The following is a 26,230-nucleotide window of genomic DNA, read 5'->3' on the forward strand; positions in this document are numbered from 1 at the left end:
CAGGTCTCGGCCTACCCCTTCCACTACGCCCAGTGGGAGCAGCAGGCCGCCGACCTCGTCGCCAAGCACTGGAACAACTGACGCACTGAACAACACGCTGGCCGGCACCCCCGAGCGGGGTGCTGGCCAGCGGCATATCCACCCCCACCCACACACCGGCGATCATGAAGTTAGCGGCAGTGGGGGAGATCCACGCCGCCGCTAACTTCATGATCACCGCAGCGAGGGGGCGGGCGCGGTAGAGGGCGGGTTACGGGTGGGGGGTGGTGCAGGCGGTTAGGGCGGCGGAGAAGGTGGTGAGGCGGATGGACGGGGGCGGGAAGGGCTCGATCCAGCCCGGTCCCGCGCCGAAGAGGCGTACCCCGGGAACGTCGCGGCCGAAGCGGACCAGGCGGTACGCGCGGCCGGTGAGCGGGGTCTGCGACCAGACCAGGACGGTGTGCGGGCGGGCCCGCGCCACGGCGGAGGCCAGCGCGGCCCAGGGCAGCGCGGGCCCGAGCAGCAGGCAGCCCCGGCCCTGCTCGCGCAGCGCGGCGGCGAGGGCGTGCAGCCCGAGGCAGTGCGCCTCATGCTCCGCCCCGGCCAGCAGCACCCCGTCCGGTGGCAGGGGGCGCCCGCGGTCCCGGCGGTACACGTCCAGGCCGATCCGGACGCCCTCGGAGAGCGCGTGTTCGATCGCGATCTCCGTGGCGCTGTGCCCCCGCAGGCTCCCGAGTACGCAGACCCGCTCCCAGACCGCCGCCACGCCGGCCTCGGCGGCCAGGTCGAGTACCAGCGCGGCGACCTGGTTGGCGTCGAGGTCCTCGGCGGCCACGGCGAGCCGCTTGCGGGCCGCCTCGACGGCGTCGGCCGGCATCGGTTCGGTCAGCACCAGACGTACCCCCGGGTGTGCGGTCACTACCAGGGGGTTCGCTGGGACGGCGCGGTTCGGATGCGCCGTCGCGGGACTTATCTGCGCCGGGCGGCCATCCAGCGCAACGCCAGGGCGGCGACGGTGCCCCACAGCCCGCGGCGGAACAGCAGCACCACGAGGACGAAGATGCCGCCGGTCACCAGGCCGATCGCCTCGAACCCGGAGAACGACAGCCAGTCCTCCAGCCGGACGACGACCGCCGCGCCGAGTACCCCGCCCCACAGCGTGCCGATGCCGCCGAGCACGACGACGATGACCGCCTTGCCGGAGGTGGTCCAGTGCAGCACGTCGAGGGAGACGAACCGGTGCCCGACCGCGAAGAGCCCGCCGCCGAGACCGGCGATGAAGCCGGAGAGCACGAACGCGGTCAGCTTGTAGCGGTGCACCGGGTAGCCCAGCGCCCGCGCGCGGGCCGGGTTGTCGCGGATGCCGACCAGCACCCGGCCGAACGGCGAGTGCGTGATCCGCCAGGCGGCGGCCAGCCCGAGCAGCACGATCGGCAGGATCGCGTAGTAGAAGTAGTAGTCGTCGGTCAGGTCGAGGCCGAACAGCGACCGGGGCACGCCCTGCAGGCCGTTCTCGCCCTTGGTGACCGAGCGCCACTCGTTGGCCACGTAGTAGACCATCTGGGCGAAGGCCAGCGTGACCATGGCGAAGTAGATGCCGGTCCGCTTCACCGCCAGGTAGCCGATGGGCAGCGCGAGCGCCGCCGCGCCGAGCGCCCCGGCCAGCACGGCGACCGGGAACGGCAGGCCGGCGTGGATGGCGACCAGGCCGGTGAGGTACGCCGAGGTGCCCCAGAACGCCGCGTGCCCGAAGGACATCAGCCCGGTGAAGCCGAGCAGCAGGTCCACCGAGACGGCGAAGAGCGCCCAGCAGAGGATGTCCACGGCCACCGCCGGGTAGAGCCCGTTGGGCAGCCAGAGCGCGGCGAGCAGGCCGGCGGCGAGCAGCGCGTACCGGACCCAGCCGGGTGCGCGGGCGACGGCGAGGAGCCCGGACGGCGGGGCCGGCCGGTTCGCGTCGGCCGGGGTGTCGACGGTGCTGGTCATGCCGGTGCCTCCTCACGGCCGAACAGCCCGGCCGGCCGCCAGAGCAGCACGGCGGCCATCACGACGAAGACGATCGTCTGGGACACGATGGGGAACTCGGACAGGTACGCCTCGCCCCACGCCTGCACCAGACCGATGCCGAAGCCGGCGGCGACCGAGCCGAAGATCGAGCCGAGGCCGCCGATCACCACCACCGCGAAGACCACGATGATCAGGTCGGCGCCCATCAGCGGGTTCACCGCCCGCATCGGTGCGGCGAGCACCCCGGCGAGCCCGGCCAGGCCGATGCCGAAGCCGAAGACCGGGGTCACCCACCGCCCGACGTCGATGCCGAACGCTCGGGTCAGCTCCGGTCGCTCGGTCGACGCCCGGACCACCATGCCGATCCGGGTACGGGTGAGCACCCACCACACCGCGACGCAGAGCAGCACCGCGAAGCCGAGGATGAAGACCCGGTACGCAGGGAAGTCGAAGAGTCCGAAGTCGACCGAGCCGCTGAGCTCGTCCGGGGTGGCGTACGGGCTGGACTGCACGCCGTAGCGGGTCTTCACCAGGTCCTGGAGGATGAGCGTCAGGCCGAAGGTGAGCAGGAAGTTGTAGAGCGGGTCGAGCCGGGTGAGCCGGTGGATGACGGCCCGTTCCAGGATCATGCCCACCACGGCGAGCGACACCGGCATGATCACCAGGGCCGCCCAGAACGGCACGCCCGCCTCGGCCAGCAGCACGTACGCGCCGAAGGCGCCGAGCATGTAGAACGCCCCGTGGGCGAAGTTCACCACCCGGAGCATGCCGAAGATGACCGCGAGCCCGAGGGCGAGCAGGGCGTAGAACGCCCCGCTCACCAACCCGTTGAACGTGTTCTGGAGGAAACCGGTCACAGCTTGCAGTCCGGGGACGGGGCGCGGAACGCCTCGGCGGCGGGGATGGTCTTGAGGACCTTCACGTAGTCCCAGGGCTCGGCGACCTCGGCCTGCGGCTTCACCTGGGCCAGGTACGCGTCGTGGATGACCCGGTGGTCCTCGGCGCGGATCTTGCCGTTGCGCAGGAAGACGTCGTTGACCTCCTTGCCCTCCAGCCCCTTGACCACGGTGTCCGCCTCGTCGGTGCCGGCGGCCTGCACGGCCTCCAGGTACTGGGTGGCGGCGGAGTAGTTGGCCGCGTGCGCGAACGACGGGCGGGTGCCGGTCTCCTTCTGGAACCGGTCGGCGAACTCCCGGTTCTGCTGGTCGAAGTTCCAGTACCAGGCGTCGGTGTAGGTGGTGCCGGCGAGCGCGGCCGGGGTCAGCGAGTGGATGTCGGTGATGAACATCAGGCCGACCGCCAGCCCGACGCCCTTGTCCCGCAGCTTGAACTCGTTGTACTGCTTGACCACGTTGACCAGCTCGGCGCCGGCCTGCATGGTGCCGAGCACCTGCGGCTTGGGCGTCAGCGTCGGCGCCTTGAGCAGGAAGGTGGAGTAGTCGCCGGTGGTGTTCGGGAACGGCGCGCCGTCCTTGCCGACCACGGTGCCGCCGGCGGCGGTGATGGCGGTGGAGAAGCTCTTCTCCATGTCCTGACCGAAGGCGTAGTTCGGGTAGAGGATGTACCAGTTCTTGCCGACCTGCTCGGTGGTGGTCTTGCCGGTGCCGTTGGCCAGCATGTAGGTGTCGTACGCGTAGTGGAACGTGTACTTGTTGCAGCTCTTGCCGGTCAGGTCGGTGGTCGCCGCGCCGATGTTGAAGTAGAGCTTCTTCTTCTCCTTCGCCACGTCGGCGACCTTCAGCGCGGCCGAGGAGGTCGGCACGTCGAGGATCAGGTCGACGCCCTTGCGGTCGTACATCTCCTGCGCCTTGGCGTTGGCCACGTCCGGCTTGTTCTGGTGGTCGGCGGTCTCGACGGTGATGTCGGTGGTCACCGCCTTGTCGCCGTGCTTGGCCTTGAAGTCGGCGATGGCCATCTCCACGGCCTTGACCGAGTTCTTCCCGGACAGCTCCGAGTAGGCCCCGGACTGGTCGTTGAGCACGCCCAGCACGATCTTGTCGCCGGTCAGCTTCTGGTCGCCGCCGGACTGCGGCCCACCGCCGCCGCAACCCGCGGCCAGCAGCACCGCCGCCGACGCGGCGGCCACACCCACGCTCCTACGCATGTCCATCCCTTTCATCCGCGCGGGTACCGCGCGGGTCAGCCGTCGAAATGATTCAGATCCCGAGGTACGCCAGCAGCTCGCGCTCCCGCGAGCGCACCTCGGAGTTGGCCATCGCCTCCACGACGCGTCCCTCGGCCAGCAGGTAGTGCCGGTCGGCGACGCCGGTGGCGAAGTGCAGGTTCTGCTCGACCAGCAGCACGGTCACCCCGTGCTTCTTGGCCTCCCGCAGCAGGTCGCCGACCTGCTGCACGAGCAGCGGCGACAGCCCCTCGGTGGGCTCGTCGCAGAGCAGCAGCCGGGCGCCCATCCGCAGCACCCGGGCCAGGGCGAGCATCTGCTGCTCGCCGCCGGAGAGCATGGTGGCGGCCGAGTCGCGCCGGGTGTACAGGGCGGGGAACGCCTCGTACACCCGCTCCAGCGGCCACGGGTCCGGGCCGACCCGGGGCGGCAGGGTCAGGTTCTCGGTGACGCTGAGGGTGGCGTACGCGCCGCGGTCGTCGGGCACCCAGCCCAGCCCGAGCCGCGCCCGCTTGTACGCCGGCAGCCGGCTGATGTCCCGCCCGTCCAGCTCGACGGTGCCGCGCTGGCCGGGGTGCAGCCCCATCACGCAGCGCAGCAGGGTGGACTTGCCGGCGCCGTTGCGCCCGACCAGGGTGACCACCTCACCGGCGGCCACCTCCAGGCTCACCTCCCGCAGCACCTGCGCCTCGCCGTAGAAGGCGGAGAGGGTGTCAATGCGCAGCATCAGCGGCTCCCAGGTAGGCGGTGATGACCCGCTCGTCGGCGCGGACCTGCTCGTAGGGGCCCTCGACCAGCACCGTGCCGGCCTGCAGGACGGTGACGGTGTCGGCGAGCCGGCCGACGACGCTCATGTTGTGCTCGACCATCACCACGGTCCGGCCGGCCCGGACCCGGGCGATCAGGTCCACCGTGCGGTCGACGTCCTCCAGCCCCATCCCGGCGGTCGGCTCGTCGAGCAGCAGCACCTTCGGGTCCAGGGCGAGGGCGATGGCCAGCTCCAGGGCGCGCTTGCGCCCGTACGCCAGCGCCTCGGCCGGGGCCTCGGCCAGCGCGCCGAGCCCGACCATGTCCAGCAGCTCGTCGGCCCGCTCCCGGTAGCGGCCCATCAGCTTCGCGGAGCGCCAGAACCGCCAGCCGAGCCCGCTGGGGCTCTGCAACGCCAACTCCACGTGCTCGCGGGCGGACAGCTGCGGGAAGAGGCTGGTGATCTGGAACGAGCGGGCCACCCCGAGCCGGGCCACCTGTTCCGGGGGCAGCCCGGTGACGTCCCGGCCGTCGAGCTCGATCCGGCCGTCGGTCGGCGGCAGGAAGCCGGTGAGCAGGTTGAACAGGGTGGTCTTGCCGGCGCCGTTGGGGCCGACGAGCGCGTGCACGCTCTCCGGTGCGATGTCGAGGTCGACGTGGTCGACCGCGCGAAAGCCCCGGAAGTCACGGGTCAGCCCGCGCGCCGACAGGAGCGCTTGCCCGGCCATCGCCTCATCCTCCGCAGGTCACTGCGACGACCGGGTCGGTGACCGAGGTCACAGGGCCGTCGCGTGGAGGAAACCTACGGGGAACGGCCGGAGTGCAGCCATGTCGGTTCCCCACACTTTCCGGCCGCCCGGCGCGGGGTCGGCCGACATGAGCGTCGGTCGGGAGCGGGCCGGAAGGGATCGACAGGGGTGAGCGGATGCCCGGCGAGACCGCTCCCATGTGGCCCGGCCACCTGACCGGTGGGGGCGGGGCTGGCGCGGCCGGCCATGCCTCCGCCCGGAGTCACCGGGTCGGGGCGATCGAGACCATGGCCCGACCTCGCCCATCAACCGTCAGTCGGGAAAGGTGACCACCCAGCGGGCGCCCTCGCCGCGGGCGAGCCGGTCGAACGCCTCCGGCGCCTCGTCGAGGGTGATCAGTCCGCTGATCAGCGGAGTCAGGTCGAGCGTGCCGTCGCCGACCTCGCGGGCCAGGCCGGGCACCTCCCGGTCGGGGTCGGACGAGCCGTACACCGAGGAGCGCAGCGTCCGGGCCGAGTGGAAGATGTCGAGCGCGGAGAGGCTGACCAGGTCGTCCTTGCCGCCCATGCCGACCACGGTGACCGCTCCCCCGCGCCGGGTGAGCCGCCAGGCCGTCCGGATGGTGGCTGCCCGTCCCACGCACTCGAAGGCGTGGTCGACGCCGCGCCCCTCGGTGAGCGCCCGGATCTCCTTCGACAGGCGGTCGTCGGGCGGGAGGAAGTGCGTGGCTCCGGCGGCGCGGGCCAGCTCCCGCTTGGCCTCGGCCACGTCGACGGCGACGATCGGGGTGGCCCCGGCGGCCCGGGCGGCGGTGAGCACCGACAGGCCGACCCCGCCGAGGCCGATCACCGCGACCGACTGGCCGGCGGCGACGCGGGCGGTGTTGCGGACCGCGCCGGTGCCGGTGAGCACGGCGCAGCCGAGCAGGGCGGCCCGCTCGGGCGGCAGGTCGCCGGGGACCGCGACGACGGCGGCCTCCGGCACCACCACCTCCTCGGCGAACGCGCCGAGCCCGAGCGTGACGTGCAGCGGGACGCCGTCGGCGGTCTCGCCGCGCGGCACGGCGGGGGCGGTGTTGGCCGCGCAGAGCCAGGGCTCGTCGTGCCGGCAGTGCCAGCACCGCCGGCAGGCCGGCGCCCAGTTCAGCACCACCTGCGTGCCGACCGGCACCCGGGCGTCGAGGCCGGCCTCGACCACCACGCCGGCCGCCTCGTGCCCCAGCACGAGCGGGTACGCGGGCGCGAGGGTGCCGTTGACCATGGACAGGTCGGAGTGGCAGACACCGGCGGCGCGGATCCGCACCCGCAGCTCACCGGGGCCGGGCCCCGGCAGGCGTACCTCCTCGACGCGCAGCGGCGCGCCGGGCGCGCGGGCGACCAGCGCCCTCATCGCTGGATCGCCTTGATCTCGCGGAACTCGTCGATGCCGTACGGGCCCAGCTCCCGGCCGAGGCCGGACTGCTTGTAGCCGCCGAACGGGGCGAGCGGGTTGAACGCGCCGCCGTTGACGTCCACCTGGCCGGTACGCAGCCGCCGGGCGACCGCCAGTGCCCGGTCGGCGTCGGCGGACCAGACCGCGCCGGCCAGCCCGTACCGGGAGTTGTTGGCGATGGCGACGGCCTCGTCGTCGTCGCCGAACGGGAGCACGGCGAGCACCGGGCCGAAGACCTCCTCCTGGGCGAGCGCGCTGTCGGGGTGCACGTCGGCCAGGACGGTCGGGGCGACGAAGTGCCCCCGGGGCGGCAGCGGGGCGTCCGGGCCACCGGCGACGAGGCGCGCCCCGTCGGCGAGTCCCCGGTCGACGTGGCCGCGGACCCGCTCGGCCTGGGCGGCGGAGACCAGCGGGCCGAGCCGGGTGGCCGGGTCGAACGGGTCCCCCGGCCGGTACGCCGCGACGGCCCGCGCCGCCAGCTCCAGCGCCTCGTCGTACCGGTCGCGGTGGACCAGCATCCGGGTCCAGGCGGTGCAGGTCTGCCCGGAGTTGAGCAGCGCGTTGCCCACCCCGACCTTGACGGCGGTGGCCAGGTCGGCGTCGGCGAGGATCAGGTTGGCCGACTTGCCGCCGAGTTCCAGGGCGACCCGGGCGATCCGGTCGGCGGCGAGGTGGGCGATCCGGCGGCCGGTGGCGGTGGACCCGGTGAAGGAGACCATGTCGACGTCGGGGTGGGCGGCCAGGGCCTCGCCGACCACCGGCCCGGTGCCGGGGACCAGGTTGACCACACCGGCGGGCAGCCCGGCCTCGGCGACCGCGTCGAAGAGCAGGTACGCCGTCAGCGGGGTCAGCTCGCTGGGCTTGAGCACCACCGTGCAGCCGGCGGCCAGGGCGGGCGCCAGCTTGGCGACGACCTGGTGCAGCGGGTAGTTCCACGGGGTGATCGCGCCGACCACGCCGACCGGCTCGCGCACGACGAGCGAGTTGCCGATGGTCTCCTCGGCGGGCGGCCGGGCGGCCAGCTCGACGCAGTCGCGCAGCACGGTCAGCGGCAGGCCGGTCTGCACCCGGGCGGCCAGCTTGAGCGGGGTGCCGAGTTCGAGCGCGACGGTCCGGGCGATGTCGTCGGCGCGGGCGGTGAGCGCGGCGTGCAGCCGGTCGAGGTGGGCGGCGCGCTCGGCCGGCGCGGTGGCGGCCCAGCCGGGGAAGGCGGCCCGGGCGGCGGCGACGGCCCGGTCGACGTCGGCCGGGGTACCGGCGGGCACCTGCCCGACGAGCTCCCCGGTGGCCGGGCTCTCGACGGCGATCGGCGCGCTGCCGGACGGGTCGACCCAGGCGCCGCCGAGGTAGAGGTGACGGCGGACCAGGAGCGCGGTGGGCGCGGCGGCGAGATCCATGTCGTCCTTCGGGGGTGAGGAAACTAGCGCTGGGAGTTTTGACGCTACCCGTTCGCCCCGGGTGGTTCCACCGCGGCGACGACGCGCCGGTGCTCGTCGGCCAGGCCGTGCAGCAGCGCGTCCAGGCCGAGGGCGAAAGCGCCCTCGTCCACGCTGCGCTGGTGCTCGGCGAGCCGGTGCGCCTGACCCAGGTGCGGGTAGTGCGCGGCGTACAGCTCGGGATCCTCGACGAAGCCGCGGGCGAACGAGCCGAGCGCCGACCCGGCCACGAAGTACCGCATCGCCGCCCCGACGTGGGTGGCGCGCGCCGGCGGCCAGCCGGCCTTGACCAGCGCCCCGTAGACCGCGTCGGCCATGGCCAGCGCGGCCGGCCGCCGCCCGGGGCCCTGGGCCAGGTACGGCACGACGTTCGGGTGCGCGGTGAGCGCGGCCCGGTACGACCAGGCCCAGCGGCGCAGCGCCTCGCGCCAGTCGTGGCGGGCGAAGGCGCTGATGTCCACGGCGGCGGTGACGCTGTCGGCGACCGCGTCCAGGATGGCCTCGCGGTTGGCGAAGTGGTTGTAGAGCGAGGGCCCGCGCACGCCGAGCGCGGCGGCGAGCCGCCGGGTGGAGAAGGCGGCCAGCCCGTCGGCGTCGATCAGGGCCAGGGCCGCGGCGACGATGCGGTCCCGGGTGAGCACGGGCTGCCGGGGTCGGGGCACACGGACTCCTCGGAGGTCTGGACGCCAGAAAACTTACACCGCTAGTTTAAGCGGGACGGCCACCACGACGGCGGAAGGGACCAGCATGGACTTCTCACTGACCGACGAGGAGCGGGCGATCCGGGACACCGTCCGGTCGTTCATCACCCGGGAGGTGATGCCGCTGGAGCAGGAGGTGCTGCGCCGCGAGCGCGCCCACCAGCCCGGCGTGACCCGCGACGAGCTGCGCGAGCTGCAGCAGAAGGCGAAGAAGTTCGGCTTCTGGGGGCTGGCCACCCCCGAGGAGTACGGCGGGATGGACCTGCCCGCCGTCATGCAGTCGCTGATCTGGACGGAGCTGGGGCGCAGCTTCGTGCCGTTCCGCTTCGGCGGCGAGGCCGACAACATCCTGTTCCACGCCACCGAGGAGCAGAAGCGGGAGTTCCTGCTACCCACCATCGAGGGCGAGCGGATCTCCTGCTTCGCCATCACCGAGCCGGGCGCCGGGTCCGACGCGGCGAACATCCGGCTGTCGGCCCGCCGCGACGGCGACGACTGGATCCTCGACGGCGAGAAGACCTTCATCACCAACGGCAACGACGCCGACTTCGCCATCGTGGTCGCGGTGACCGACCGGGAGAAGGGCGCCCGCAACGGCGGGGCTACCGCGTTCCTGGTGGACCGGGCGATGGGCTGGCGCTCGGAGTTCATCCAGACCATGGGCGAGGGCGGCCCGGCGTCACTGATCTTCGACGGGGTACGGGTGCCGCACCGCAACATCCTCGGCGAGATCGGCCAGGGCTTCACGCTGGGCATGGAGTGGATCGGCAAGGGCCGCTACACGATCCCCTCGCACGCCATCGGCATCGCCGAGCGGGCGTTGCAGATGGCCATCGACTACGCCAACACCCGGGAGACCTTCGGCGCGAAGATCGGCACCAACCAGGCCATCCAGTGGATGATCGCCGACTCGGAGACCGAACTGGAGGCGGCCCGCTGGCTGGTGCTGCGCTCGGCGTGGACGGTCGACCAGGGCATGGACCCGCGGCACGCCTCCTCCATGGGCAAGCTCTACGGCGCCGGCATGGTCAACCGGGTGGTGGACCGGGTGCTCCAGATCCACGGCGGCATGGGCTACACCCGGGAACTACCGGTCGAGCGCTGGTACCGGCAGGTGCGGCTCTACCGCATCTTCGAGGGCACCGACGAGATGCAGCGACTGATCATCTCGCGGGACCTGCTGCGCGGATACACGAAGATCGGCGGCCACCTGGCCTGAGTCCGCGCCGGCTCCTCATTTTTCCGGCCTGCCCCCGGTGCCTGATCGGCCAGGTCGATCCGTCATCCTTTTGGTGCGCCGACCGTCGGTGAATGGTGACCGGTAGACGACTGAGACGTCGGTCACCATGCCGGTCGGCGATACCCAGAGATGCGTCCTGAGCAGGGATTTCGCACGCCGTGAATCGATCTTCCGGCAGTTCGGAAAGGGCGGGACGGCCGGCGGGAAATCGACTGTCAGCTAGCCGTCCGCCAATTCGCTTTCGCCGCGGTGGTGCCATGCCGCTCACTGTTGACATCCATTTGATGAACGGAGTCAACCGTGTCCACCACCAATGTGACCGGGCGGGCGATCGTCCTCGGCGGCAGCATCGGCGGCCTGCTCGCCGCGCGGGTGCTCAGCGAGTCGTACGCGAAGGTGACCGTCTTTGATCGCGACGAGCTGCCGGCGGAGGCCGCCGACCGCAAGGGCGTGCCGCAGAGCGGGCACTCGCACGGCCTGCTCGCCCGGGGCCGCCAGGTCCTCGAAGAGCTCTTCCCCGGTCTGACCGCCGACCTCGTCGCCCAGGGGGCCGCCGCCATCGACATCCAGCGGGACTGCCTCTGGGTCAACGACGGCCACCGGATCCCCCGGGTCGCCTCGGGGCTGGAGGGGCTCTGCGTCAGCCGGCGCGCCCTGGAGGCGTACGTCCGGGACCGGGTCCGGGCACTGCCCACCGTGGAGATCCGGGACCGGTGCGAGGCGGTGGGGCTGCTCGCCGACGGTGGCGCCGTCACCGGCGCGCGCATCCTGCCCCGCGGTGGCGCGGAGGAGCACCACGACGCCGACCTGGTCGTGGACGCGACCGGCCGCGGCAACCGCGGCCCCACCTGGCTCGCCGAACTGGGCTACCAGCCGCCCGTCGAGGACCGGGTGGACCCCCGGACGGTGTACGTCTCCCGCGACTACCGCCGCATCCCTGGCGAGACCGACTGGTCCGCCTTCATCAGCAGCCCGTCGCCGGCCGCCCCGTACGGCGGGGTGGCCATCTCGGCGGAGGGCGACCGGTGGATGGTCACCCTGCTCGGCATCGGCCCGGACCAGGCACCGCCCACCGACCCGGAGGGCTACCTGGCCTTCGCCGGGCGGCTGCCCGCCCCGGAGCTGCACGCGCTGCTGAGCCGGGCGGAGCCGCTCGGCCCGCCCAAGCGGATGCGGCTGCCCACCAGCGTGCGCCGCCGCTACGAGCACCTCACCCGCCTGCCGGAGGGTTTCCTCGCGGTCGCCGACGCGATGTGCAGCTTCAACCCGGCGTACGGGCAGGGCATGACGGTGGCCGCGGTGGAGGCCATGGTGCTGCGCGACTGCCTCCGGCAGGGCCGGCGGGATCTGCCCCGCCGCTTCTTCGCCGGTGCGGCGAAGGTGGTGGACGTGCCGTGGGACATGGCCGTCGGCGCGGACCTGCGCCATCCCACGATCGTCGGGCCGCGCAGTCGCCGGACCCGTTTCCTCAACGGGTACGTCACCCGGCTGCACGCCGCCGCCGCGCGGCACCCCGTGGTCGGGCGGCGCTTCCTGAGCGTCGCGAACCTGATGACGCCGCCGCCGGGGCTCTTCGCGCCGGGAATCGTCGCCCGGGTGCTCTGGTCGGGCCGGCGCGGCACGCCTCAGGTGGCCCGTCCGGAGCCGATGACGAGGGTCGCGGAGCCGGCGGCTCGGGTCGAGGAGTTGGCGGCCCGGTGAGCCGGGCCGCTCGGGTGGGCGGCGGTGAGAGCCGCCCACCCGCACGCTCGCCCGCCGCGTGACCTGGGCGGGCTCAGCCGGTCAGCGCCGTCAGGGCGGCGTCCACGTCGGCCTCGGTGGAGTACACGTGGAAGGAGGCGCGGACCCGCCCGGCGCGCACCGCCGCCCGGATTCCGGCCCGCTCCAGCCGCTGCTCGGCGTCGGGCACGTCGACGACGACGATGGCGCTCTCCCCCGGCGGCCGGCCCAGCCCGGCCAGGAACCGGTTGGCCAGCGCCACGTCGTGCGCCCGGATCGCCGGCACGCCGATCTCGGCGATCACCTCCAGTGCGGGCGCCGCGCCGACCCAGCTGAACCAGGCGGGCGAGATGTCGAACCGGCGGGCGTCGTCGGCCAGCCGCAGCGGCGGGCCGTAGTAGGAGGCGTGCGGGTCGGCGCCCGCGTACCAGCCGGCGGCGTCCGGACGCAGCCGCTCGCGCAGCTCGGGCGCCAGGTAGGCGTAGGCGCAGCCGCGCGGGCCCATCAGCCACTTGTACCCGCCCACCGCCACCACGTCGGCCCGGCTCCCGTCGAACGGCAGCCAACCGCACGCCTGGGTCGCGTCCACCGCGACCAGCGCACCGTGCGCCCGGGCCGCGGCCACGATCTCGTCGTACGCCGCCACGGCACCGTCGGCGGACTGCACCAGGCTGAACGCGACCAGATCGGTGTCGGCGTCGATCGCGTCGACCAGCTCCGCCAGCGGCACGGTGCGGACCCGGACGCCGCGCTCCTCCTGCGCCAGCCAGGGAAACAGGTTCGAGGTGAACTCGACCTCGGGGACCACCACGTTCGCGCCCGCCGGGAGGGCCGCCGCGACCGGTGCGAGGAGCTGGGACACGGCCGCGCCGACCGCCACGTCCCCGGCCGGTACGCCGATCAGCCCGGCGAACGCGGCCCGGGCCCGGTCCACCGACTGCCCCCAGCCCTCCCAGGAGCTGCTCCCGGTCCGCCAGTCGGCCAGCGCCTCCTGCAAGGCCGTCCAGGCCGGCTCGGGCGGGAGCCCGTAGGAGGCGGTGTTCAACCAGCCGGGTTCCGGCTTCCACAACTGCTGCGCCTGCTCGATGTCCACGCCACCGACGCTAGGCCCGGTGGCGTCGGACGGGCACGGCCAATCCGCGACCGGCGGCCTGCGGCACACACCCTGCGAACCGCACCGCCGGCGGGGCGGGGCGGGCAGCGGTGATCCGTCAGGGCGTGGCGGCCAGCGACGCGGCCTCCCAGGCGAACCCGTGCGGATCGGTGCAAGGCCCGGCACCGCCACCGATGATCACGCGAGGTGCGGCTCGGTGACCTGCGCTTCTCGATTCCTGACCGGTCTCTTCGCCTGCTAGGACTGCCGGAGGTTGGTGGTCGATCCGGTGGCGGACCGGCGCCGGAACAGGCCGAGCCGGAGCGCCCGGAGCAGGGTGCCGGGCTGGCTCAGCGTCGCCGGATGGTCGAGCATGGTGGTGACCCGGCCCAGCCGGGCGTTGAGCACCGGATCGGTCAGCGAGGCCCGGAAAAGCAGGTCCCCGAACCACTTGGTGACCCGGTACCCGGGCGGGTACGGCCCGTCGACGTGCGGAAGCTCGATGTCGGCGGTGGTGGAGGTCTGCCAGGCGGCATCGACGATCACCCGGACCCGCGCGAAGTACGCCCGCGCCGGCTCCTCGTGCAGGTCCGGGTTCGACCGGAGGTACGCCGACAGGCAGGAGGCGTGCAGCATCGCGGAGGTCATGCCCTGGCCGTACACCGGGTTGAAGGAGGCGATCGCGTCCCCGGCGGCAACCAGTCCGGCGGGCATCCGGTCGAGCTTGTGGAAGTCCCGGCGTCGGCTGTCGGCCTGGTGGTACGTGACCACGCCGCCGAGCATCTCGCCGTACTCCGCGATGTCACCGAACATCTGCGGATAGTGCTCCCGGCAGCGGGCGGTGAAGTCGGCGACGTCGCGGCTGGGCCGGTCCTCGTCGTAGCCGGCCACCAACATGATCCAGCGGTTCCCCTCGACCGAGTTGATCCCCCCGATCCGCGCGGTACGACCCTTGCCGGCCATGGTGTGGTAGACCACCACCCAGGCGTCGCTAACCTTCTCGTCCTGCTTGAAGAGCGCGGTCGCGTAGTTCAGTTTGATCGGCATCCGCTGCATCGGCGGGCGGGGCCACCCGTTGTCGGCCAGCCAGTCGCTCAGCCGGCTGGACCTTCCCATCGCGTCGACCACCAGGTCCGCCGGTTCGGCCACCGGCTCACCACCGCCCTCGGGCACGTACCGGGCACCGGTGACGCGCCGGTCGGCGAAGAGCAGGCCGTCCGCACGGCCGTACACCATCCGGATGTTGCCCACGGCGAGGGTCCGCCGCCGGACCAGCGCCTCCAGGAACGGTCGTGTGGTGATCAGCGTCGGACCGGTGCCGGACGGTGCCGGCGGCAGCCCCAGCACGCCGTTCACGAAGATCTTCGCCGCGCCCTCGTCGCTGGGCGGCGGCGGGGCACCGAGCGCGTGCGCCTCGTCGACGATGCCGGGAAACCACCGTTCCAACTGGACCTGACCGGCGGGCAGCAGCGCGTGCACCTGGCTGCCCTGCGGCACACCCGGCCGGGGCCCGTCGTCCACCTCGGACGGGTCGCGCTCGATGATCAGCACCTCCTCGGCGTGGTCACTCAACACCCGAGCCGCCATCAGTCCGGCGATGCTGCCGCCCAGCACCACGGCACGACGCATGACCACTGTGGTCCGAGCCGGCCGCTCGGCGGTCGCGATCTCCGCGAAGAGCCGGGACGGAGAGGGGGCCATACGATCACTCCTCGAGCGGTCGGGAAACCTCGCACCCACGACCGTAGCCACCGGAGCCCGCGCCGTCATTGGTCAAGCGACGTGCCGCGGCTCGCCTCGGTCCCTGGGTCGAACCCGGTCGCCCCGCTCCACCGCCGCGGTCGACGCCCGGGCCGCCAAACCATCCCCGCAATGCTGAGCAACCCTACGGCCGAGCCGCCCGTGCCAGCAGCGCGCCAGACCATTTCGCAATGATCCGGCCGGCACCCGGGTCCTGCCGACACTGTTCGGCGCCCCTCATCGAAAGCCAGGAGGCGCCCCACATCCGGCTACTGACCTAGAGATCCGAAACAGCGCCGGTGCCGCCCGCTGGCGCGCATCGCCGACGGCTGCCGGATGGCCGACCGGGCGGCGCGCTACTCGCTCAGGAGTTGCTCGCGCAGGATGTCCGCGTGCCCGCAGTGCTGAGCGAGCTCGCGCAGCACGTGCAGGTACACCCAGCGCAGCGGGAGCGGGCCGCGCCGGTTGCCGCGGAGCATGTCGTCCAAACCGAGTGACGACGTCGCGCGGCGTGACGCTTCGCATGCTTCGCCGTGTGCTCGCTGGACGGTGGCGATGGTGTCGTCGCCATCGAGGATGAACGACTCGTCGGGCGTCGCGGGAATGCCGATCTCGGCACGCGACCGGCACGTGACGGCTTCGTCGAACCAGACCTTCTCCACGAACGTCGCATGCTTCACCAGCCCCAGCAGCGTGGTCCGGGAGGACACCAACGATCGGCGCGCCTGCTCCTCGGTCAGCCCGTCCAGGCAGGCGTTGAGCGCGCGCCGATGCTCGTCGAGAAACGCCTCGAACTGGGCCTTGACCGGCTGGTCGATGACGTCTTCGGCGAAGGTGGCCGGGAGGGAGGACATGCGCGAAGCATCCCAAGACCGGCCACCCAGGGGCAACCAGCGATCGCCGGCGGGTCAGCGCAGCACCGCCCAGCCGTCGGGGTCGCGCCGGCGCTCGGCCGGCGCGACCCCGGGTGGTTCCGCCGCCGCGGCGTCAGGCCGGTACGCCGGCCGGCACGGCCGACTCGTCGGCCGGCCGCCGCGTCGCGGACTCGTCCTCGTCGGCGTCCTCGTCGAGCATGGTCGACTCGTCGAACGGGTCGTCGCCGCGCAGCACCCGACCGGCCTTGTCCCGGTCGAACTCCCCCGTCCAGGTCCCGACCAGCACGGTCGCGACGGCGTTGCCGGCGAAGTTGGTCAGCGCCCGCGCCTCTGACATGAACCGGTCGATCCCCACGATCAGACCGACCCCGTCGACCAGGTCCGGACGGTGCGACTGAAGCCCACCGGCAAGGGTGGCCAGCCCGGCACCCGTCACCCCGGCAGCCCCCTTCGACGCGATGATCATGAACAGCAGCAGCGACACCTGCTCGCCGATCGACAGCGGCTTGCCCAGCGCGTCGGCGATGAACAGGGACGCCATGGTCAGGTAGATCGCCGTGCCGTCCAGGTTGAACGAGTACCCGGTGGGCACCGTGAGGCCGACCACCGGCTTGCTCACCCCGACGTGCTCCATCTTGGCGATCAGCCGCGGCAGCGCCGACTCCGAGGACGACGTCGACAGGATCAGCAGGAACTCCCGGCCGAGGTAGCGCAGCAGCGAGAAGATCGAGATGCGGGCCACGAACCACAGCAGCGCGCCGAGCACCACCAGCACGAAGATCAGACAGGTCGCGTAGAAGCCGAGCATGATCTGCGCCAGGCTCTTCAGCGCGTCCATCCCGGTCGCCCCGACCACCGCGGCGATCGCGCCGAACGCGCCGATCGGGGCCAGCCACATGATCATGGCGAGCACCTTGAAGACCACCCGCTGGAGCATTCCCACGGCGTTCAGCACCGGCTCGCCGCGCCGGCCCAGGCTCTGCACGGCGAAGCCGACCAGCAGCGCCACGAGCAGCGTCTGGAGCACCTCCCCCTCGGTCAACGCGGAGAAGAGCGTGGTCGGGATGACGCCGAGCAGGAAGTCGACGGTTCCGCCGGCCTCGTCACCGGCGGCCGCCTTGCCCGAGCCGGCCAGGTCCTGCCCCAGGTCGAGCCCGGAGCCGGGGTGGATGAGGTTGCCGACCACCAGGCCGATGGCGAGCGCGACGGTCGACATGACCAGGAAGTAGCCGAGGGCGAGCCCGCCGACCTTGCCGACCTTCGCCGCCTGCCGGACCGAGCCGACGCCGAGCACGATGGTGCAGAAGATGACCGGGCTGATCATCATCTTGATCAGGTTGACGAAGCCCGTGCCGAGCGGCTTGAGTTCCTTGCCGACCTCGGGGGCGGCGAGGCCGACCACGACACCGGCCAGCACGGCCACGATGACGGCCAGGTAGAGGTAACGGGTACGGTCCCGACGGACCGGGGGTGACGGTGTGGTGGTGGATGTGGTGGTGTCCATGTCGACAATGTGAAGCCCGTCTCATCACAAGACAGCCTTGCGGTCATTCTGTTCATCCCGTCGGAGCACGGGCGACGCGCGCCGGTGACCACGGCGCGGACGAGGAGGGGGAACGTGGCCCGGCGGCAGTGGAGCATCGCAGGGCAACTGTTCGCCCTCCAGGCCGTGGTGGTGACACTGCTCGTCCTGGCCGGCGCCGCCGGGGCCGTCTGGCTGGCCCGCAGCGACTCCCGCCAAGCGGCGCAGGAGGAGGTGCTCGCGGTGGCGCAGACCGTCGCCCGCTCCCCCGACGTCCGCGCGGCGCTGCGCAGCGCCGACCCCAGCGCCGCCCTCCAGCCGTACGCGGAGTCCACCCGGGTGGCGACCGGCACCGACTTCGTGGTGGTGATGGCCCCCGACCGCACCCGTTACTCCCACCCGCACCGCGAGCGGATCGGCCAGCGGTTCGTCGGCGACATCGCGCCGGCTCTGGCCGGTCGGCCCTTCACCACCACCAACGTCGGCACGCTCGGCGAGTCGGTGCGCGCGGTGGTGCCGGTGTACGACGACGAGCGGATCGTCGGCCTGGTCTCGGTCGGCATCACCACCGAGGCGATCGACCGCAAGCTGCTCGGCCAGTGGCCGGTGCTGCTCGGCGTCGCCGCACCGGCGCTCGCCCTCGCCGCCACCGGCTCCTGGCTGCTCAGCCGTCGGCTGCGTCGGCAGACACACGGCCTCGGACCGGCCCAGATGACCCGGATGTACGAGTACTACGACGCGGTGCTGCACTCGGTGCGGGAGGGCCTGCTGGTGCTGACCACCGACCGCCGGGTGGCGCTGGTCAACGACGAGGGCCGCCGGCTGCTCGGGCTGGACGCGGACGCGCCGCTGACCGACCGGCCGGTGGCCGGGATCGACCTGCCGCCCGCGGTGGCCGAGCTGCTGACGTCGGCCCGGGACGCCCGCGACGAGCCCGTCCTGGCCGGCGACCGGGTGCTGGTCGCCAACCAGCGGACCGCCCACTTCGAGGGCATCGCGCTCGGCACGGTGCTCACCCTGCGCGACCAGACCGAGCTGCGCGCGCTCGCCAACGAACTCGACTCGGTACGCGCGTTGACCGAGGCGTTGCAGGCGCAGACCCACGAGTCGGCCAACCGGCTGCACACCGTGCTGACTCTCGTGGAGCTGGGCCGTACCGACGAGGCGGTGCGCCTGGCCACCCGGGACCTGGCCGCGGCGCAGCAGCTCACCGACCGGGTGGTCGGCGCGGTGACCGAGCCGGCGCTGGCCGCCCTGCTGCTCGGCAAGTCGGCCCAGGCCGGTGAGCGCGGCGTGGACCTGGTGATCGACCCGGAGTGCCGCCTCGACGGCAGCCCCCTGCCCGGCGCCGACCTGCTCACCGTCGTCGGCAACCTGGTGGACAACGCGCTGGAGGCGGTCGCCGGCAACGCGCCACCGCGGCGGGTCCAGGTCTTCGTCGGCGCGGTCGACGGCGAGCTGGTGGTCCGGGTCGGTGACAACGGCCCAGGGCTTGACCCGGAGCGGGTCAGCGACGCGTTCCGCCGCGGCTGGTCCACCAAGAGCGCCGGCCGCGGACTCGGCCTGGCGTTGGTCGGGCAGGTCGTCCGCCGGCACGGGGGGCGCTACGAGGTGGGCCGCTCGGGCGACGGCGGGAGCCTGTTCACCGTCCGCCTGCCGGTCGGGGGCGGCGAGGCTCGATGAACGACATCCGGGTGCTGGTGGTCGAGGACGAGCCGCTGCTGGCCGAGGCGCACACCGCGTACACCGAGCGGGTGCCGGGTTTCGTGGTGGCCGGGGTGGCACACACGGGCCGGGAGGCGATGGCCGCGCTGCGCCGGCGCGGCGGCGCGGACATCGACCTGGTGCTGCTGGACTTCCGCCTGCCCGACGTGCACGGCCTGGACGTCTGCCGGGCGTTGCGCGCGGCGGGCAGCAGCGTCGACGTGCTCGCGGTGACCTCGGCCCGGGACCTGGCGGTGGTCCGTACCGCGGTCTCCCTCGGGGTGACCCACTACCTGCTCAAGCCGTTCACCTTCGCCGCCTTCCGCGACAAGCTGGAGCGCTACGCCGACTACCGCCGGCAGGCGCTCGCCGACGGCGAGGTGGCCGCCCAGCACGAGGTGGACCGGATGTTCGCCACCCTGCGCGGCGCCGCCCCGCACACCCTGCCCAAGGGGCTGGACGTGCAGACCCTGCACCGGGTGCTCTCCGCCCTGGCCGACCGGCCGCGACCCACGCCCGCCGACGCCGAGGCCGGGCTCTCCGCGACCGAGGTGAGCCGGCGCACCGGCATCTCCCGGGTGACCGCCCGCCGCTACCTGGAGTACCTGGTGACCATCGACCGGGCGGTCCGCAGCCCCCGCTACGGCACGCCCGGGCGCCCCGAGGTCGAGTACCGGCCGACCTGACCGACCCTCAGCCGGCGACGTCCCCCGGCCCGGTCAGCTCACGTTGGCCGGGCCGAGCACGCTCTTCAGGTCGCCCATCAGCGCGGTGGTCGCCGCCACCCGGAACGGGCCCAGCCGCAGCGTCGTCGTCTTGCCGCCGTTGAGCAGCTTGACGTGCACCTCGGTGTCGCCGGGGTGCAGCACCAGGGTCTCCTTGAGCCGTTCCACCAGCGGCGGCGTGCAGCGGTGCACCGGGATGGTGAGGGTGACCGGCTTGTTGGCCGGGTTGGTGCTGACGTCCGGCATGGACATGTCCATCGCCATGATCCGGGGCGTGTCGTCGCGGCGGTCGACCCGACCCTTGACCACCACGATGGCGTCCTCGGCGATGTACTGCCCGATCACCTCGTAGGTGTTCGGGAAGAAGAGCGTCTCAACCCCGCCGGCCAGGTCCTCCAGCGTGGCCGAGGCCCAGGCCCGGCCCTGCTTGGTGACCCGGCGCTGCACGCCGGAGAGGATGCCGGCGAGGGTGACCACCGCCCCGTCGGGCACCGCGCCCTCCTCGGCGAGCGCGGCGATCGTGGTGTCCGCCGCCGCCCCGAGGACGTGCTCCAGACCGAAGAGCGGGTGGTCGGAGACGTAGAGGCCGAGCATCTCGCGTTCGAAGGCGAGCTTGTCGCGCTTGTCCCACTCCCCCTCGCCGATGGTCGGCATCACCGTGGTGCTGCCGCCGGTGTCCGCCTCGCCGAACCCCGCGCCGAACAGGTCGTACTGGCCGACCGCCTCCTTGCGCTTGACGTCGGCGTACGCGTCGATGGCGTCGGCGTGCACGGCGAGCAGGCCCTTGCGCGGGTGCCCCAGCGAGTCGAACGCGCCGGCCTTGATCAGCGATTCGATGGTCTTCTTGTTGCAGACCACCGCGTCGACCTTCGACAGGAAGTCGTAGAAGTCGGCGTACTGGCCCTTCTCCTCGCGGCACCGCATGATCGAGGCGACCACGTTCGCGCCGACGTTGCGGACCGCGGCCAGGCCGAAGCGGATGTCCCTGCCGACCGGGGTGAACGGCCCGGCCGAGGTGTTGACGTCCGGCGGCAGCACCTGGATGCGCATCCGGCGGCACTCGGACAGGTAGAGCGCCATCTTGTCCTTGTCGTCGCCCACCGAGGTGAGCAGACCCGCCATGTACTCGGCCGGGTAGTGCGCCTTGAGGTACGCGGTCCAGTAGGAGACCAGCCCGTACGCGGCGGAGTGCGCCTTGTTGAAGGCGTACCCGGCGAACGGGACCAGGACGTCCCACACCGCCTGGATCGCCTCGTCGGAGTAGCCGCGCTCGCGGCAGCCGTCCCGGAAGGGGATGAACTCCTTGTCGAGGATCTCCTTCTTCTTCTTGCCCATCGCCCGCCGCAGCAGGTCGGCCTGGCCGAGCGTGTAGCCGGCGAGGATCTGCGCGGCGCGCTGCACCTGCTCCTGGTAGACGATCAGGCCGTAGGTCGGGGCCAGGATCTCCCGCAGCGGCTCCTCCAGCTCCGGGTGGATCGGGGTGATCTCCTGGAGGCCGTTCTTGCGCAGCGCGTAGTTGGTGTGCGAGTCGACGCCCATCGGGCCGGGCCGGTACAGCGCCAGGACGGCGGAGATGTCCTCGAAGTTGTCCGGCTTCATCATCCGCAGCAGCGAGCGCATCGGCCCACCGTCGAGCTGGAACACCCCGAGGGTGTCCCCTCGGGCCAGCAGCTCGTAGGCGGCCTTGTCGTCCAGCGGCAGCGCCAGCAGGTCGAGCTTCTCGCCGTGGTTGAGCTCGATGTTCTTGACCGCGTCGTCGATGATCGTGAGGTTGCGCAGGCCGAGGAAGTCCATCTTCAACAGCCCGAGCGACTCGCAGGTCGGGTAGTCGAACTGGGTGATGATCGCCCCGTCGGCGTCGCGGCGCATCAGCGGGATGTGCTCGATGATCGGCTCGGCGGACATGATGACGCCCGCGGCGTGCACACCGGTCTGCCGGATCAGCCCCTCGATGCCCTTGGCGGTGTCGATCACCTTGCGGACGTCCGGGTCGGACTCGTAGAGCCCCCGGATCTCACCGGCCTCGGCGTAGCGGGGGTGCTTCGGGTCGAAGATGCCGGTGAGCGGGATGTCCTTGCCCATCACCGCCGGCGGCATCGCCTTGGTGATCCGGTCGCCGACCGCGTACGGGTAGCCGAGCACCCGGGCTGAGTCCTTGATCGCGGCCTTCGCCTTGATCGTGCCGAAGGTGGCGATCTGCGCGACCTTGTCCTCGCCCCACTTCTCGGTGACGTACTTGATCACCTCACCGCGCCGACGCTCGTCGAAGTCGATGTCGACATCCGGCATCGAGACGCGCTCGGGGTTGAGGAACCGCTCGAAGATCAGGCCGTGCGGGATCGGGTCCAGGTCGGTGATGCCCAGGGCGTACGCGACCAGCGAGCCGGCGGCCGAGCCACGGCCCGGACCGACGGCGATGCCCTGGCTCTTCGCCCACTGGATGAAGTCGGCGACCACGAGGAAGTACGACGGGAAACCCATCTGGTTGATGACGCCCAGCTCGTACTCGGCCTGCACGACGTGCCCCTCCGGGATCCCGTCGGGGTAGCGGCGGGCCAGGCCGGCGAAGGTCTCCTTGCGGAACCAGGACTCCTCGGTCTCCCCCTCGGGCACCGGGAAGCGCGGCATCAGGTTGTGGAACTCGAACATCCCGGTCGGGTCGACCTTCTCGGCGACCAGCAGGGTGTTGCGGCAGCCCTGCTGCCACAGCTCCGAGGAGTCGACCGCGCGCATCTGCTCGGCGGACTTGATGAAGTAGCCGCCGCCCTCGAACCGGAACCGGTTCGGGTCGTCGATGTTGCTGCCGGTCTGCACGCAGAGCAGCACGTCGTGCGCGGTGGCCTGGGCCTCGTGGGTGTAGTGCGAGTCGTTGGTGACCACCGGCGGGATGTCGAGCTTGCGGGCGATCTCGGTGAGCCCGTCGCGGACCCGGCGCTCGATGGAGAGGCCGTGGTCCATGATCTCCAGGAAGTAGTTCTCCTTGCCGAAGATGTCCTGGTAGCTGGCGGCGACCTTGAGCGCCTCGTCGAACTGGCCAAGCCGCAGCCGGGTCTGCACCGCGCCGGACGGGCAGCCGGTGGTGGCCATGATGCCCTCGGCGTGCTCGGCGATCAGCTCCATGTCCATCCGGGGCCACTTCACGTAGTGGCCCTCCATGGAGGCGCGCGAGTTGAGGGTGAAGAGGTTCTTCAGGCCGGTGGCGTTGCGGGCCCACATGGTCTTGTGGGTGATCGCGCCGTTACCGGAGACGTCGTCGCTCTTCTGCTCCGGGCGACCCCACTTGACCCGCGCCTTGTGGAAGCGGGACTCCGGCGCGACGTACGCCTCGACCCCCAGGATCGGGGTGATGCCGGCGGCCATGGCCTGGTTGTAGAAGTCGTTCGCGCCGTGCATGTTGCCGTGGTCGGTGATCGCCACCGCCGGCATGCCGAGCCGGTTGGCCTCGGCGAAGAGGTCCTTGAGCCGGGCCGCCCCGTCCAGCATCGAGTACTCGGTGTGTACGTGCAGATGCGCGAACGAATCGCCCATGCGTGCGCCCCCCCGGGTCGGTTTCATGGGTGGTGGGAAGTCGGTCGGCCCACCCTATCCCCGGGCTCAAGGGCACCTCCAGCAGCCGCGCGGACTGTGCGCTCCCGGGTGGTGTGGATCTCTCCCAGGGGCGACCCGGCGGGCACGTGGGCGGGTCGGCTGCCCGACTCGGGGGTCCCCGCGGAGCCGGTACGGCCGTAGCCTGACGGCACGGCACCACCGGCGGGCAGGGGACGGTGTGATGCTCCTCGCTGACGACATCGACGACCTGGCCAGGGCGGCCGCGCGCGGCGAACCGGGTGCGGTCGACGCGCTGCTGGCGGCCGTACGCCCCGAGGTACTGCGGCTCTGCGCCCGCCTGCTGCCGCATCGGGAGGACGCCGAGGAGGCCTGCCAGGACGCCCTGCTCGCGCTCGCGCGGGGCATCGGCCGGTTCGAGGGCCGGTCGTCGTTCCACACCTGGCTCTACCGGCTCACCGCCAACCGGGCCCGCTCGACGTACCGGGGGCTGCGTCGGCGCTGGCTGGTCGAGTCCGGCGGGGTGCCGCTGCCCGACCGGCCCGACCCCCGGCGGACCAGCGTGGTCGCCGGCACCCGGCTGGACCTGCTCGACGCGCTGGACGCGATGCGCCCCGAGCTGGCCGAGGTGGTCACGCTGCGCGACGTGCTCGGGCTGAACTACCGCGAGATCGCCGCCCTGCTCGACCTGCCGGAGGGGACCGCGAAGTCCCGGGTCCACCTGGCCCGCCGGCAAGTCCGGCAGCGGATGTCCGGTGACTGAGACCGCGCCCCGCCGGGTCGCCGGGCCCGCACCGGCCCGCCGGTGGGCGGCGCCGGTCGCCGTGGGCCTGCTCGTGGCGGTGGCGGCCTGCGGACAGACCCCGGTCGCGCCGCTGCCGGTACGGCCGCCGGCCCCGGCGGCCACCCCGCCGACCAGCGCCGCGCCCGCCCCGTCCAGCCCACCCGGCCCGGCCACGCTCGCCGCCACGCCGCGACCGCCCGTCCCGCTCCCGCCCGCACCGACCCGGAGCCGGGGTACGCGCACCCCGTCGCCGTCCCCGCGGTCGAGCGCGTGCCTCGGCCCGGTCCGCTACGACCTGGACCTCGCCGAGACCGAGGTGGCGCTGCTGAAGTCGCTGTGTCTGGCCGCCGGCGGGGTGCTGCGCATCCAGGGCATCGGCCCGGGCGAGGTGACGGTGGACCGCGAGGACCTGGTCTCCCGCAACTACGAGGCCGGGGTGGTGGACATCCGGTTCCTGCGCGCCGGCACGGTCGGGGTGACCATCCCGCAGGGCGGTGAGTCCCACACGGTCACGGTGGTGGTGGTCTAGTCGCCCGTGGCGCGGACCCGCACCCTGGCCAGCAGCGCGTCGACGAACTCCGTGCCGCCGCCGGGCGGCGGGGCGATCTGCACGTAGAGCAGGGCGTTCTGACCAGCGGTGAGCCCGGCCGCCTCGACGATCACCGGGCGGCCCGCCGGGCAGGCGTACCGGGCCACCACCCAGTCGACGCCCGCCTGCCGGGTACGTCGCAGCGGGGCGGCCACGCAGTCCGCGTGCGGGCGCTCGGCGACGAAGCCCTCCGGCGTGGTACGCCGGGCGGCGTCGGCGGAGAGGCCGACGAAGGCACCCGGCACGTCCGGGTCGGCCGCCCAGCGACCCGGGTCGGCCGCGACGATCAGCGCCGGTTCGAGCCTGCCGTCGTCGCCGTACTGGCCGGCCCAGCCGGTGCCGGTGGCCCGCCACCCCGCCGGCAGCGCGACGCTGAGCGGCCCGCTGGTCCCCCGGCCGGTGTCGGCGCGGGGCGGGCCGGTGTCCCCGGCGACGGCGCCCAGCATGACCAGCGCCAGGGCGCCCGCACCGGCCAGGCCGAACCGGCGGGCCGGCCCCCGGCCCGGCCGGGTGGCCGGTGCCGCGCTGTCGGTGGACGGCGGGTCGTTCGGGTGTTCCGCGCTCTCCGACCGCTCGGTCCGAGGCCCGGCGGGCGGCGCGAGGTCGGACGGATGCCCGTCGGCCGCGTCGGCCGGGGAGGCGGCGCGGCGCAGGGCCGCCTGGAAGGCGTCGGCGTCCGGGTAGCGGTCGGCGGGGCGGACTGCGGTGGCCCGGCGCAGCACCCCCGGCACGGCGGCCGGTACGCCCTGCCGCCACCGGGGTGTCGGGCCGGGACGGCCGTCGGGGTCGCCGAGCAGCCGCAGCCCGAGCCGCCCCAGCCCGAAGACGTCGCTGCGGGTGTCCACCACGGCCAGTGGATCGTCCTGCTCGGGGGCCATGTAGCCGGGCGTTCCGGCGCGGGCGGTCAGCCCGGACGCGGCGGCCAGGGCCTTGGCCAGGCCCAGGTCGGCGACGAGGACCCGCTCGCCGGTCGGACCGGAGGCGAAGAGGATGTTGCCGGGGGTGAGGTCGCGGTGCACCACCCGGTGCCGGTGCAGGACCGCGACCCCGGCGGCGATCTCCCCGAGCAGCGTCAGCGCGTCCGCCACCGGCAGCGGGCCGGTGGCGAGCCGGTCCCGCAGGCTGCCGCCCTCGGCCCAGGCCAGCACCGCGTACGGCCGGCCGTCGGGCAGCTCGCCCACGGCGTGCACCCGGATCAGCCGGGGATGGTCGAGCCGCCGCAGCAGCCGCGCCTCGTCCAGGAACCGTTCCCGCACCCGCAGGTCGTGGCTCCAGTTCTCGGCCAGCACCTTGATCGCCACGTGGGAGTCCAGGACCGGGTCGTGGCCCAGCCAGACGGTCGCGAACGAGCCCGCGCCGAGCAGCCGCTCGATGCGGTAGGGCCCGATCCACGCCGGAGTGCTCATCGCTCCACCCCCGTCGCCAGTCCCCGCTGCGACGGTAACCGGCGCAGCCGGGTGGTGGGGACCGCCGCGACCGGGGCCGGACCGGCGACGGACGGACCGGTCGGAAATTCGACGA

General features: G+C 73.0%; 21 protein-coding genes. 6 read left to right on the forward strand and 15 right to left on the reverse strand.

All coding sequences use genetic code 11. From position 1 onward, the window contains the following. Positions 1–250 precede the first annotated feature (250 nt). The 9 genes from V6U88_RS13895 to V6U88_RS13935 all read right to left on the reverse strand — a co-directional run bounded on the left by V6U88_RS13895 (position 251) and on the right by V6U88_RS13935 (position 9,133). Complete coding sequence (locus V6U88_RS13895; RefSeq protein ID WP_334453056.1) at positions 251–871, reverse strand: transcriptional regulator; 621 nt, start codon at positions 869–871, stop codon at positions 251–253. 77 nt (positions 872–948) lie between these two features. Continuing rightward, positions 949–1,965: a branched-chain amino acid ABC transporter permease gene (locus V6U88_RS13900; RefSeq protein WP_334453057.1), complete on the reverse strand. Its 1,017-nt coding sequence runs from the start codon at positions 1,963–1,965 to the stop codon at positions 949–951. Next, the gene (locus V6U88_RS13905) at positions 1,962–2,843 is read right to left on the reverse strand and encodes a branched-chain amino acid ABC transporter permease (RefSeq protein WP_334453058.1); all 882 of its coding nucleotides are present in this window, start codon (positions 2,841–2,843) and stop codon (positions 1,962–1,964) included. The genes V6U88_RS13900 and V6U88_RS13905 overlap by 4 nt, the downstream gene beginning before the upstream one ends. Continuing rightward, the gene (locus V6U88_RS13910; protein WP_334453060.1) at positions 2,840–4,096 is read right to left on the reverse strand and encodes an ABC transporter substrate-binding protein; all 1,257 of its coding nucleotides are present in this window, start codon (positions 4,094–4,096) and stop codon (positions 2,840–2,842) included. The genes V6U88_RS13905 and V6U88_RS13910 overlap by 4 nt, the downstream gene beginning before the upstream one ends. A gap of 46 nt (positions 4,097–4,142) precedes the next feature. Continuing rightward, complete coding sequence (locus tag V6U88_RS13915) at positions 4,143–4,835, reverse strand: ABC transporter ATP-binding protein (RefSeq protein WP_334453062.1); 693 nt, start codon at positions 4,833–4,835, stop codon at positions 4,143–4,145. Continuing rightward, entirely contained in the window at positions 4,822–5,583 is a 762-nt protein-coding gene (locus V6U88_RS13920; protein WP_334453063.1) for an ABC transporter ATP-binding protein, read from the reverse strand. Before V6U88_RS13920 ends, V6U88_RS13915 begins: the two co-directional genes overlap by 14 nt. 333 nt (positions 5,584–5,916) lie before the next feature. Beyond that, complete coding sequence (locus V6U88_RS13925; protein ID WP_334453064.1) at positions 5,917–6,993, reverse strand: zinc-binding dehydrogenase; 1,077 nt, start codon at positions 6,991–6,993, stop codon at positions 5,917–5,919. Beyond that, positions 6,990–8,432, reverse strand: a complete 1,443-nt coding sequence (locus V6U88_RS13930; RefSeq protein WP_334453065.1) for an aldehyde dehydrogenase family protein — start codon at positions 8,430–8,432, stop codon at positions 6,990–6,992. The genes V6U88_RS13925 and V6U88_RS13930 overlap by 4 nt, the downstream gene beginning before the upstream one ends. A 44-nt stretch (positions 8,433–8,476) precedes the next feature. Then, complete coding sequence (locus V6U88_RS13935; protein WP_334453066.1) at positions 8,477–9,133, reverse strand: TetR/AcrR family transcriptional regulator C-terminal domain-containing protein; 657 nt, start codon at positions 9,131–9,133, stop codon at positions 8,477–8,479. A gap of 85 nt (positions 9,134–9,218) precedes the next feature. On the opposite strand from V6U88_RS13935, the gene V6U88_RS13940 reads away from it, so the two are divergent. Both V6U88_RS13940 and V6U88_RS13945 read left to right on the forward strand, forming a co-directional pair. Then, complete coding sequence (locus tag V6U88_RS13940; protein ID WP_334453067.1) at positions 9,219–10,391, forward strand: acyl-CoA dehydrogenase family protein; 1,173 nt, start codon at positions 9,219–9,221, stop codon at positions 10,389–10,391. Positions 10,392–10,712: 321 nt separating this feature from the next. Next, positions 10,713–12,113 carry an FAD-dependent oxidoreductase gene (locus V6U88_RS13945; protein ID WP_334453068.1) on the forward strand — a complete coding sequence of 467 codons (1,401 nt, stop codon included), beginning with the start codon at positions 10,713–10,715 and terminating at the stop codon, positions 12,111–12,113. A gap of 73 nt (positions 12,114–12,186) precedes the next feature. Here the strand turns inward: V6U88_RS13945 and V6U88_RS13950 are convergent, their stop codons facing one another. The 4 genes from V6U88_RS13950 to V6U88_RS13965 all read right to left on the reverse strand — a co-directional run bounded on the left by V6U88_RS13950 (position 12,187) and on the right by V6U88_RS13965 (position 17,343). Next, positions 12,187–13,224 carry an aminotransferase class V-fold PLP-dependent enzyme gene (locus V6U88_RS13950; RefSeq protein WP_334453069.1) on the reverse strand — a complete coding sequence of 346 codons (1,038 nt, stop codon included), beginning with the start codon at positions 13,222–13,224 and terminating at the stop codon, positions 12,187–12,189. A gap of 258 nt (positions 13,225–13,482) precedes the next feature. Beyond that, a complete protein-coding gene (locus tag V6U88_RS13955; protein WP_334453071.1) occupies positions 13,483–14,925 on the reverse strand; it encodes an FAD-dependent oxidoreductase in 1,443 nt (480 codons plus the stop codon). 395 nt (positions 14,926–15,320) lie between these two features. Further along, entirely contained in the window at positions 15,321–15,818 is a 498-nt protein-coding gene (locus V6U88_RS13960; protein WP_334453072.1) for a DinB family protein, read from the reverse strand. 133 nt (positions 15,819–15,951) lie between these two features. Further along, complete coding sequence (locus V6U88_RS13965; RefSeq protein ID WP_334453074.1) at positions 15,952–17,343, reverse strand: cation:dicarboxylate symporter family transporter; 1,392 nt, start codon at positions 17,341–17,343, stop codon at positions 15,952–15,954. A gap of 114 nt (positions 17,344–17,457) precedes the next feature. Between V6U88_RS13965 and V6U88_RS13970 the strand changes: the two genes are divergently transcribed. Continuing rightward, positions 17,458–19,044 carry a sensor histidine kinase gene (locus V6U88_RS13970; protein ID WP_334453076.1) on the forward strand — a complete coding sequence of 529 codons (1,587 nt, stop codon included), beginning with the start codon at positions 17,458–17,460 and terminating at the stop codon, positions 19,042–19,044. Next, positions 19,041–19,751: a response regulator transcription factor gene (locus tag V6U88_RS13975; protein WP_334453077.1), complete on the forward strand. Its 711-nt coding sequence runs from the start codon at positions 19,041–19,043 to the stop codon at positions 19,749–19,751. The genes V6U88_RS13970 and V6U88_RS13975 overlap by 4 nt, the downstream gene beginning before the upstream one ends. 33 nt (positions 19,752–19,784) lie before the next feature. On the opposite strand, the gene dnaE is transcribed toward V6U88_RS13975, so the two are convergent. Beyond that, positions 19,785–23,318 (reverse strand): DNA polymerase III subunit alpha, encoded by a 3,534-nt coding sequence (gene dnaE, locus V6U88_RS13980; RefSeq protein ID WP_334453079.1) that lies wholly within the window; start codon positions 23,316–23,318, stop codon positions 19,785–19,787. Positions 23,319–23,559: 241 nt separating this feature from the next. On the opposite strand from dnaE, the gene V6U88_RS13985 reads away from it, so the two are divergent. Together V6U88_RS13985 and V6U88_RS13990 are read left to right on the forward strand one after the other, a co-directional pair. Then, complete coding sequence (locus tag V6U88_RS13985; RefSeq protein WP_334453081.1) at positions 23,560–24,099, forward strand: RNA polymerase sigma factor; 540 nt, start codon at positions 23,560–23,562, stop codon at positions 24,097–24,099. After that, positions 24,092–24,649 carry a hypothetical protein gene (locus tag V6U88_RS13990; protein ID WP_334453083.1) on the forward strand — a complete coding sequence of 186 codons (558 nt, stop codon included), beginning with the start codon at positions 24,092–24,094 and terminating at the stop codon, positions 24,647–24,649. Before V6U88_RS13985 ends, V6U88_RS13990 begins: the two co-directional genes overlap by 8 nt. Here the strand turns inward: V6U88_RS13990 and V6U88_RS13995 are convergent. After that, positions 24,646–26,115: a protein kinase domain-containing protein gene (locus tag V6U88_RS13995; protein WP_334453085.1), complete on the reverse strand. Its 1,470-nt coding sequence runs from the start codon at positions 26,113–26,115 to the stop codon at positions 24,646–24,648. The two genes, V6U88_RS13990 and V6U88_RS13995, sit on opposite strands and share 4 nt — an antisense overlap. Positions 26,116–26,230 lie beyond the last annotated feature (115 nt).

It is taken from the genome of Micromonospora sp. CPCC 205739 (assembly GCF_036906795.1).
Classification (GTDB): Bacteria; Actinomycetota; Actinomycetes; order Mycobacteriales; family Micromonosporaceae; genus Micromonospora.

Coding starts and splice junctions, on each gene's coding strand:
- V6U88_RS13925 (WP_334453064.1), bottom strand. CDS start 6,993: ATGAGGGCGCTGGTCGCCCGCGCGCCCGGCGCGCCGCTGCGCGTCGAG.
- V6U88_RS13915 (WP_334453062.1), bottom strand. CDS start 4,835: ATGCTGCGCATTGACACCCTCTCCGCCTTCTACGGCGAGGCGCAGGTG.
- V6U88_RS13900 (WP_334453057.1), bottom strand. CDS start 1,965: ATGACCAGCACCGTCGACACCCCGGCCGACGCGAACCGGCCGGCCCCG.
- V6U88_RS13910 (WP_334453060.1), bottom strand. CDS start 4,096: ATGGACATGCGTAGGAGCGTGGGTGTGGCCGCCGCGTCGGCGGCGGTG.
- V6U88_RS13955 (WP_334453071.1), bottom strand. CDS start 14,925: ATGGCCCCCTCTCCGTCCCGGCTCTTCGCGGAGATCGCGACCGCCGAG.
- V6U88_RS13965 (WP_334453074.1), bottom strand. CDS start 17,343: ATGGACACCACCACATCCACCACCACACCGTCACCCCCGGTCCGTCGG.
- V6U88_RS13940 (WP_334453067.1), top strand. CDS start 9,219: ATGGACTTCTCACTGACCGACGAGGAGCGGGCGATCCGGGACACCGTC.
- V6U88_RS13975 (WP_334453077.1), top strand. CDS start 19,041: ATGAACGACATCCGGGTGCTGGTGGTCGAGGACGAGCCGCTGCTGGCC.
- dnaE (WP_334453079.1), bottom strand. CDS start 23,318: ATGGGCGATTCGTTCGCGCATCTGCACGTACACACCGAGTACTCGATG.
- V6U88_RS13920 (WP_334453063.1), bottom strand. CDS start 5,583: ATGGCCGGGCAAGCGCTCCTGTCGGCGCGCGGGCTGACCCGTGACTTC.
- V6U88_RS13995 (WP_334453085.1), bottom strand. CDS start 26,115: ATGAGCACTCCGGCGTGGATCGGGCCCTACCGCATCGAGCGGCTGCTC.
- V6U88_RS13985 (WP_334453081.1), top strand. CDS start 23,560: ATGCTCCTCGCTGACGACATCGACGACCTGGCCAGGGCGGCCGCGCGC.
- V6U88_RS13960 (WP_334453072.1), bottom strand. CDS start 15,818: ATGTCCTCCCTCCCGGCCACCTTCGCCGAAGACGTCATCGACCAGCCG.
- V6U88_RS13930 (WP_334453065.1), bottom strand. CDS start 8,432: ATGGATCTCGCCGCCGCGCCCACCGCGCTCCTGGTCCGCCGTCACCTC.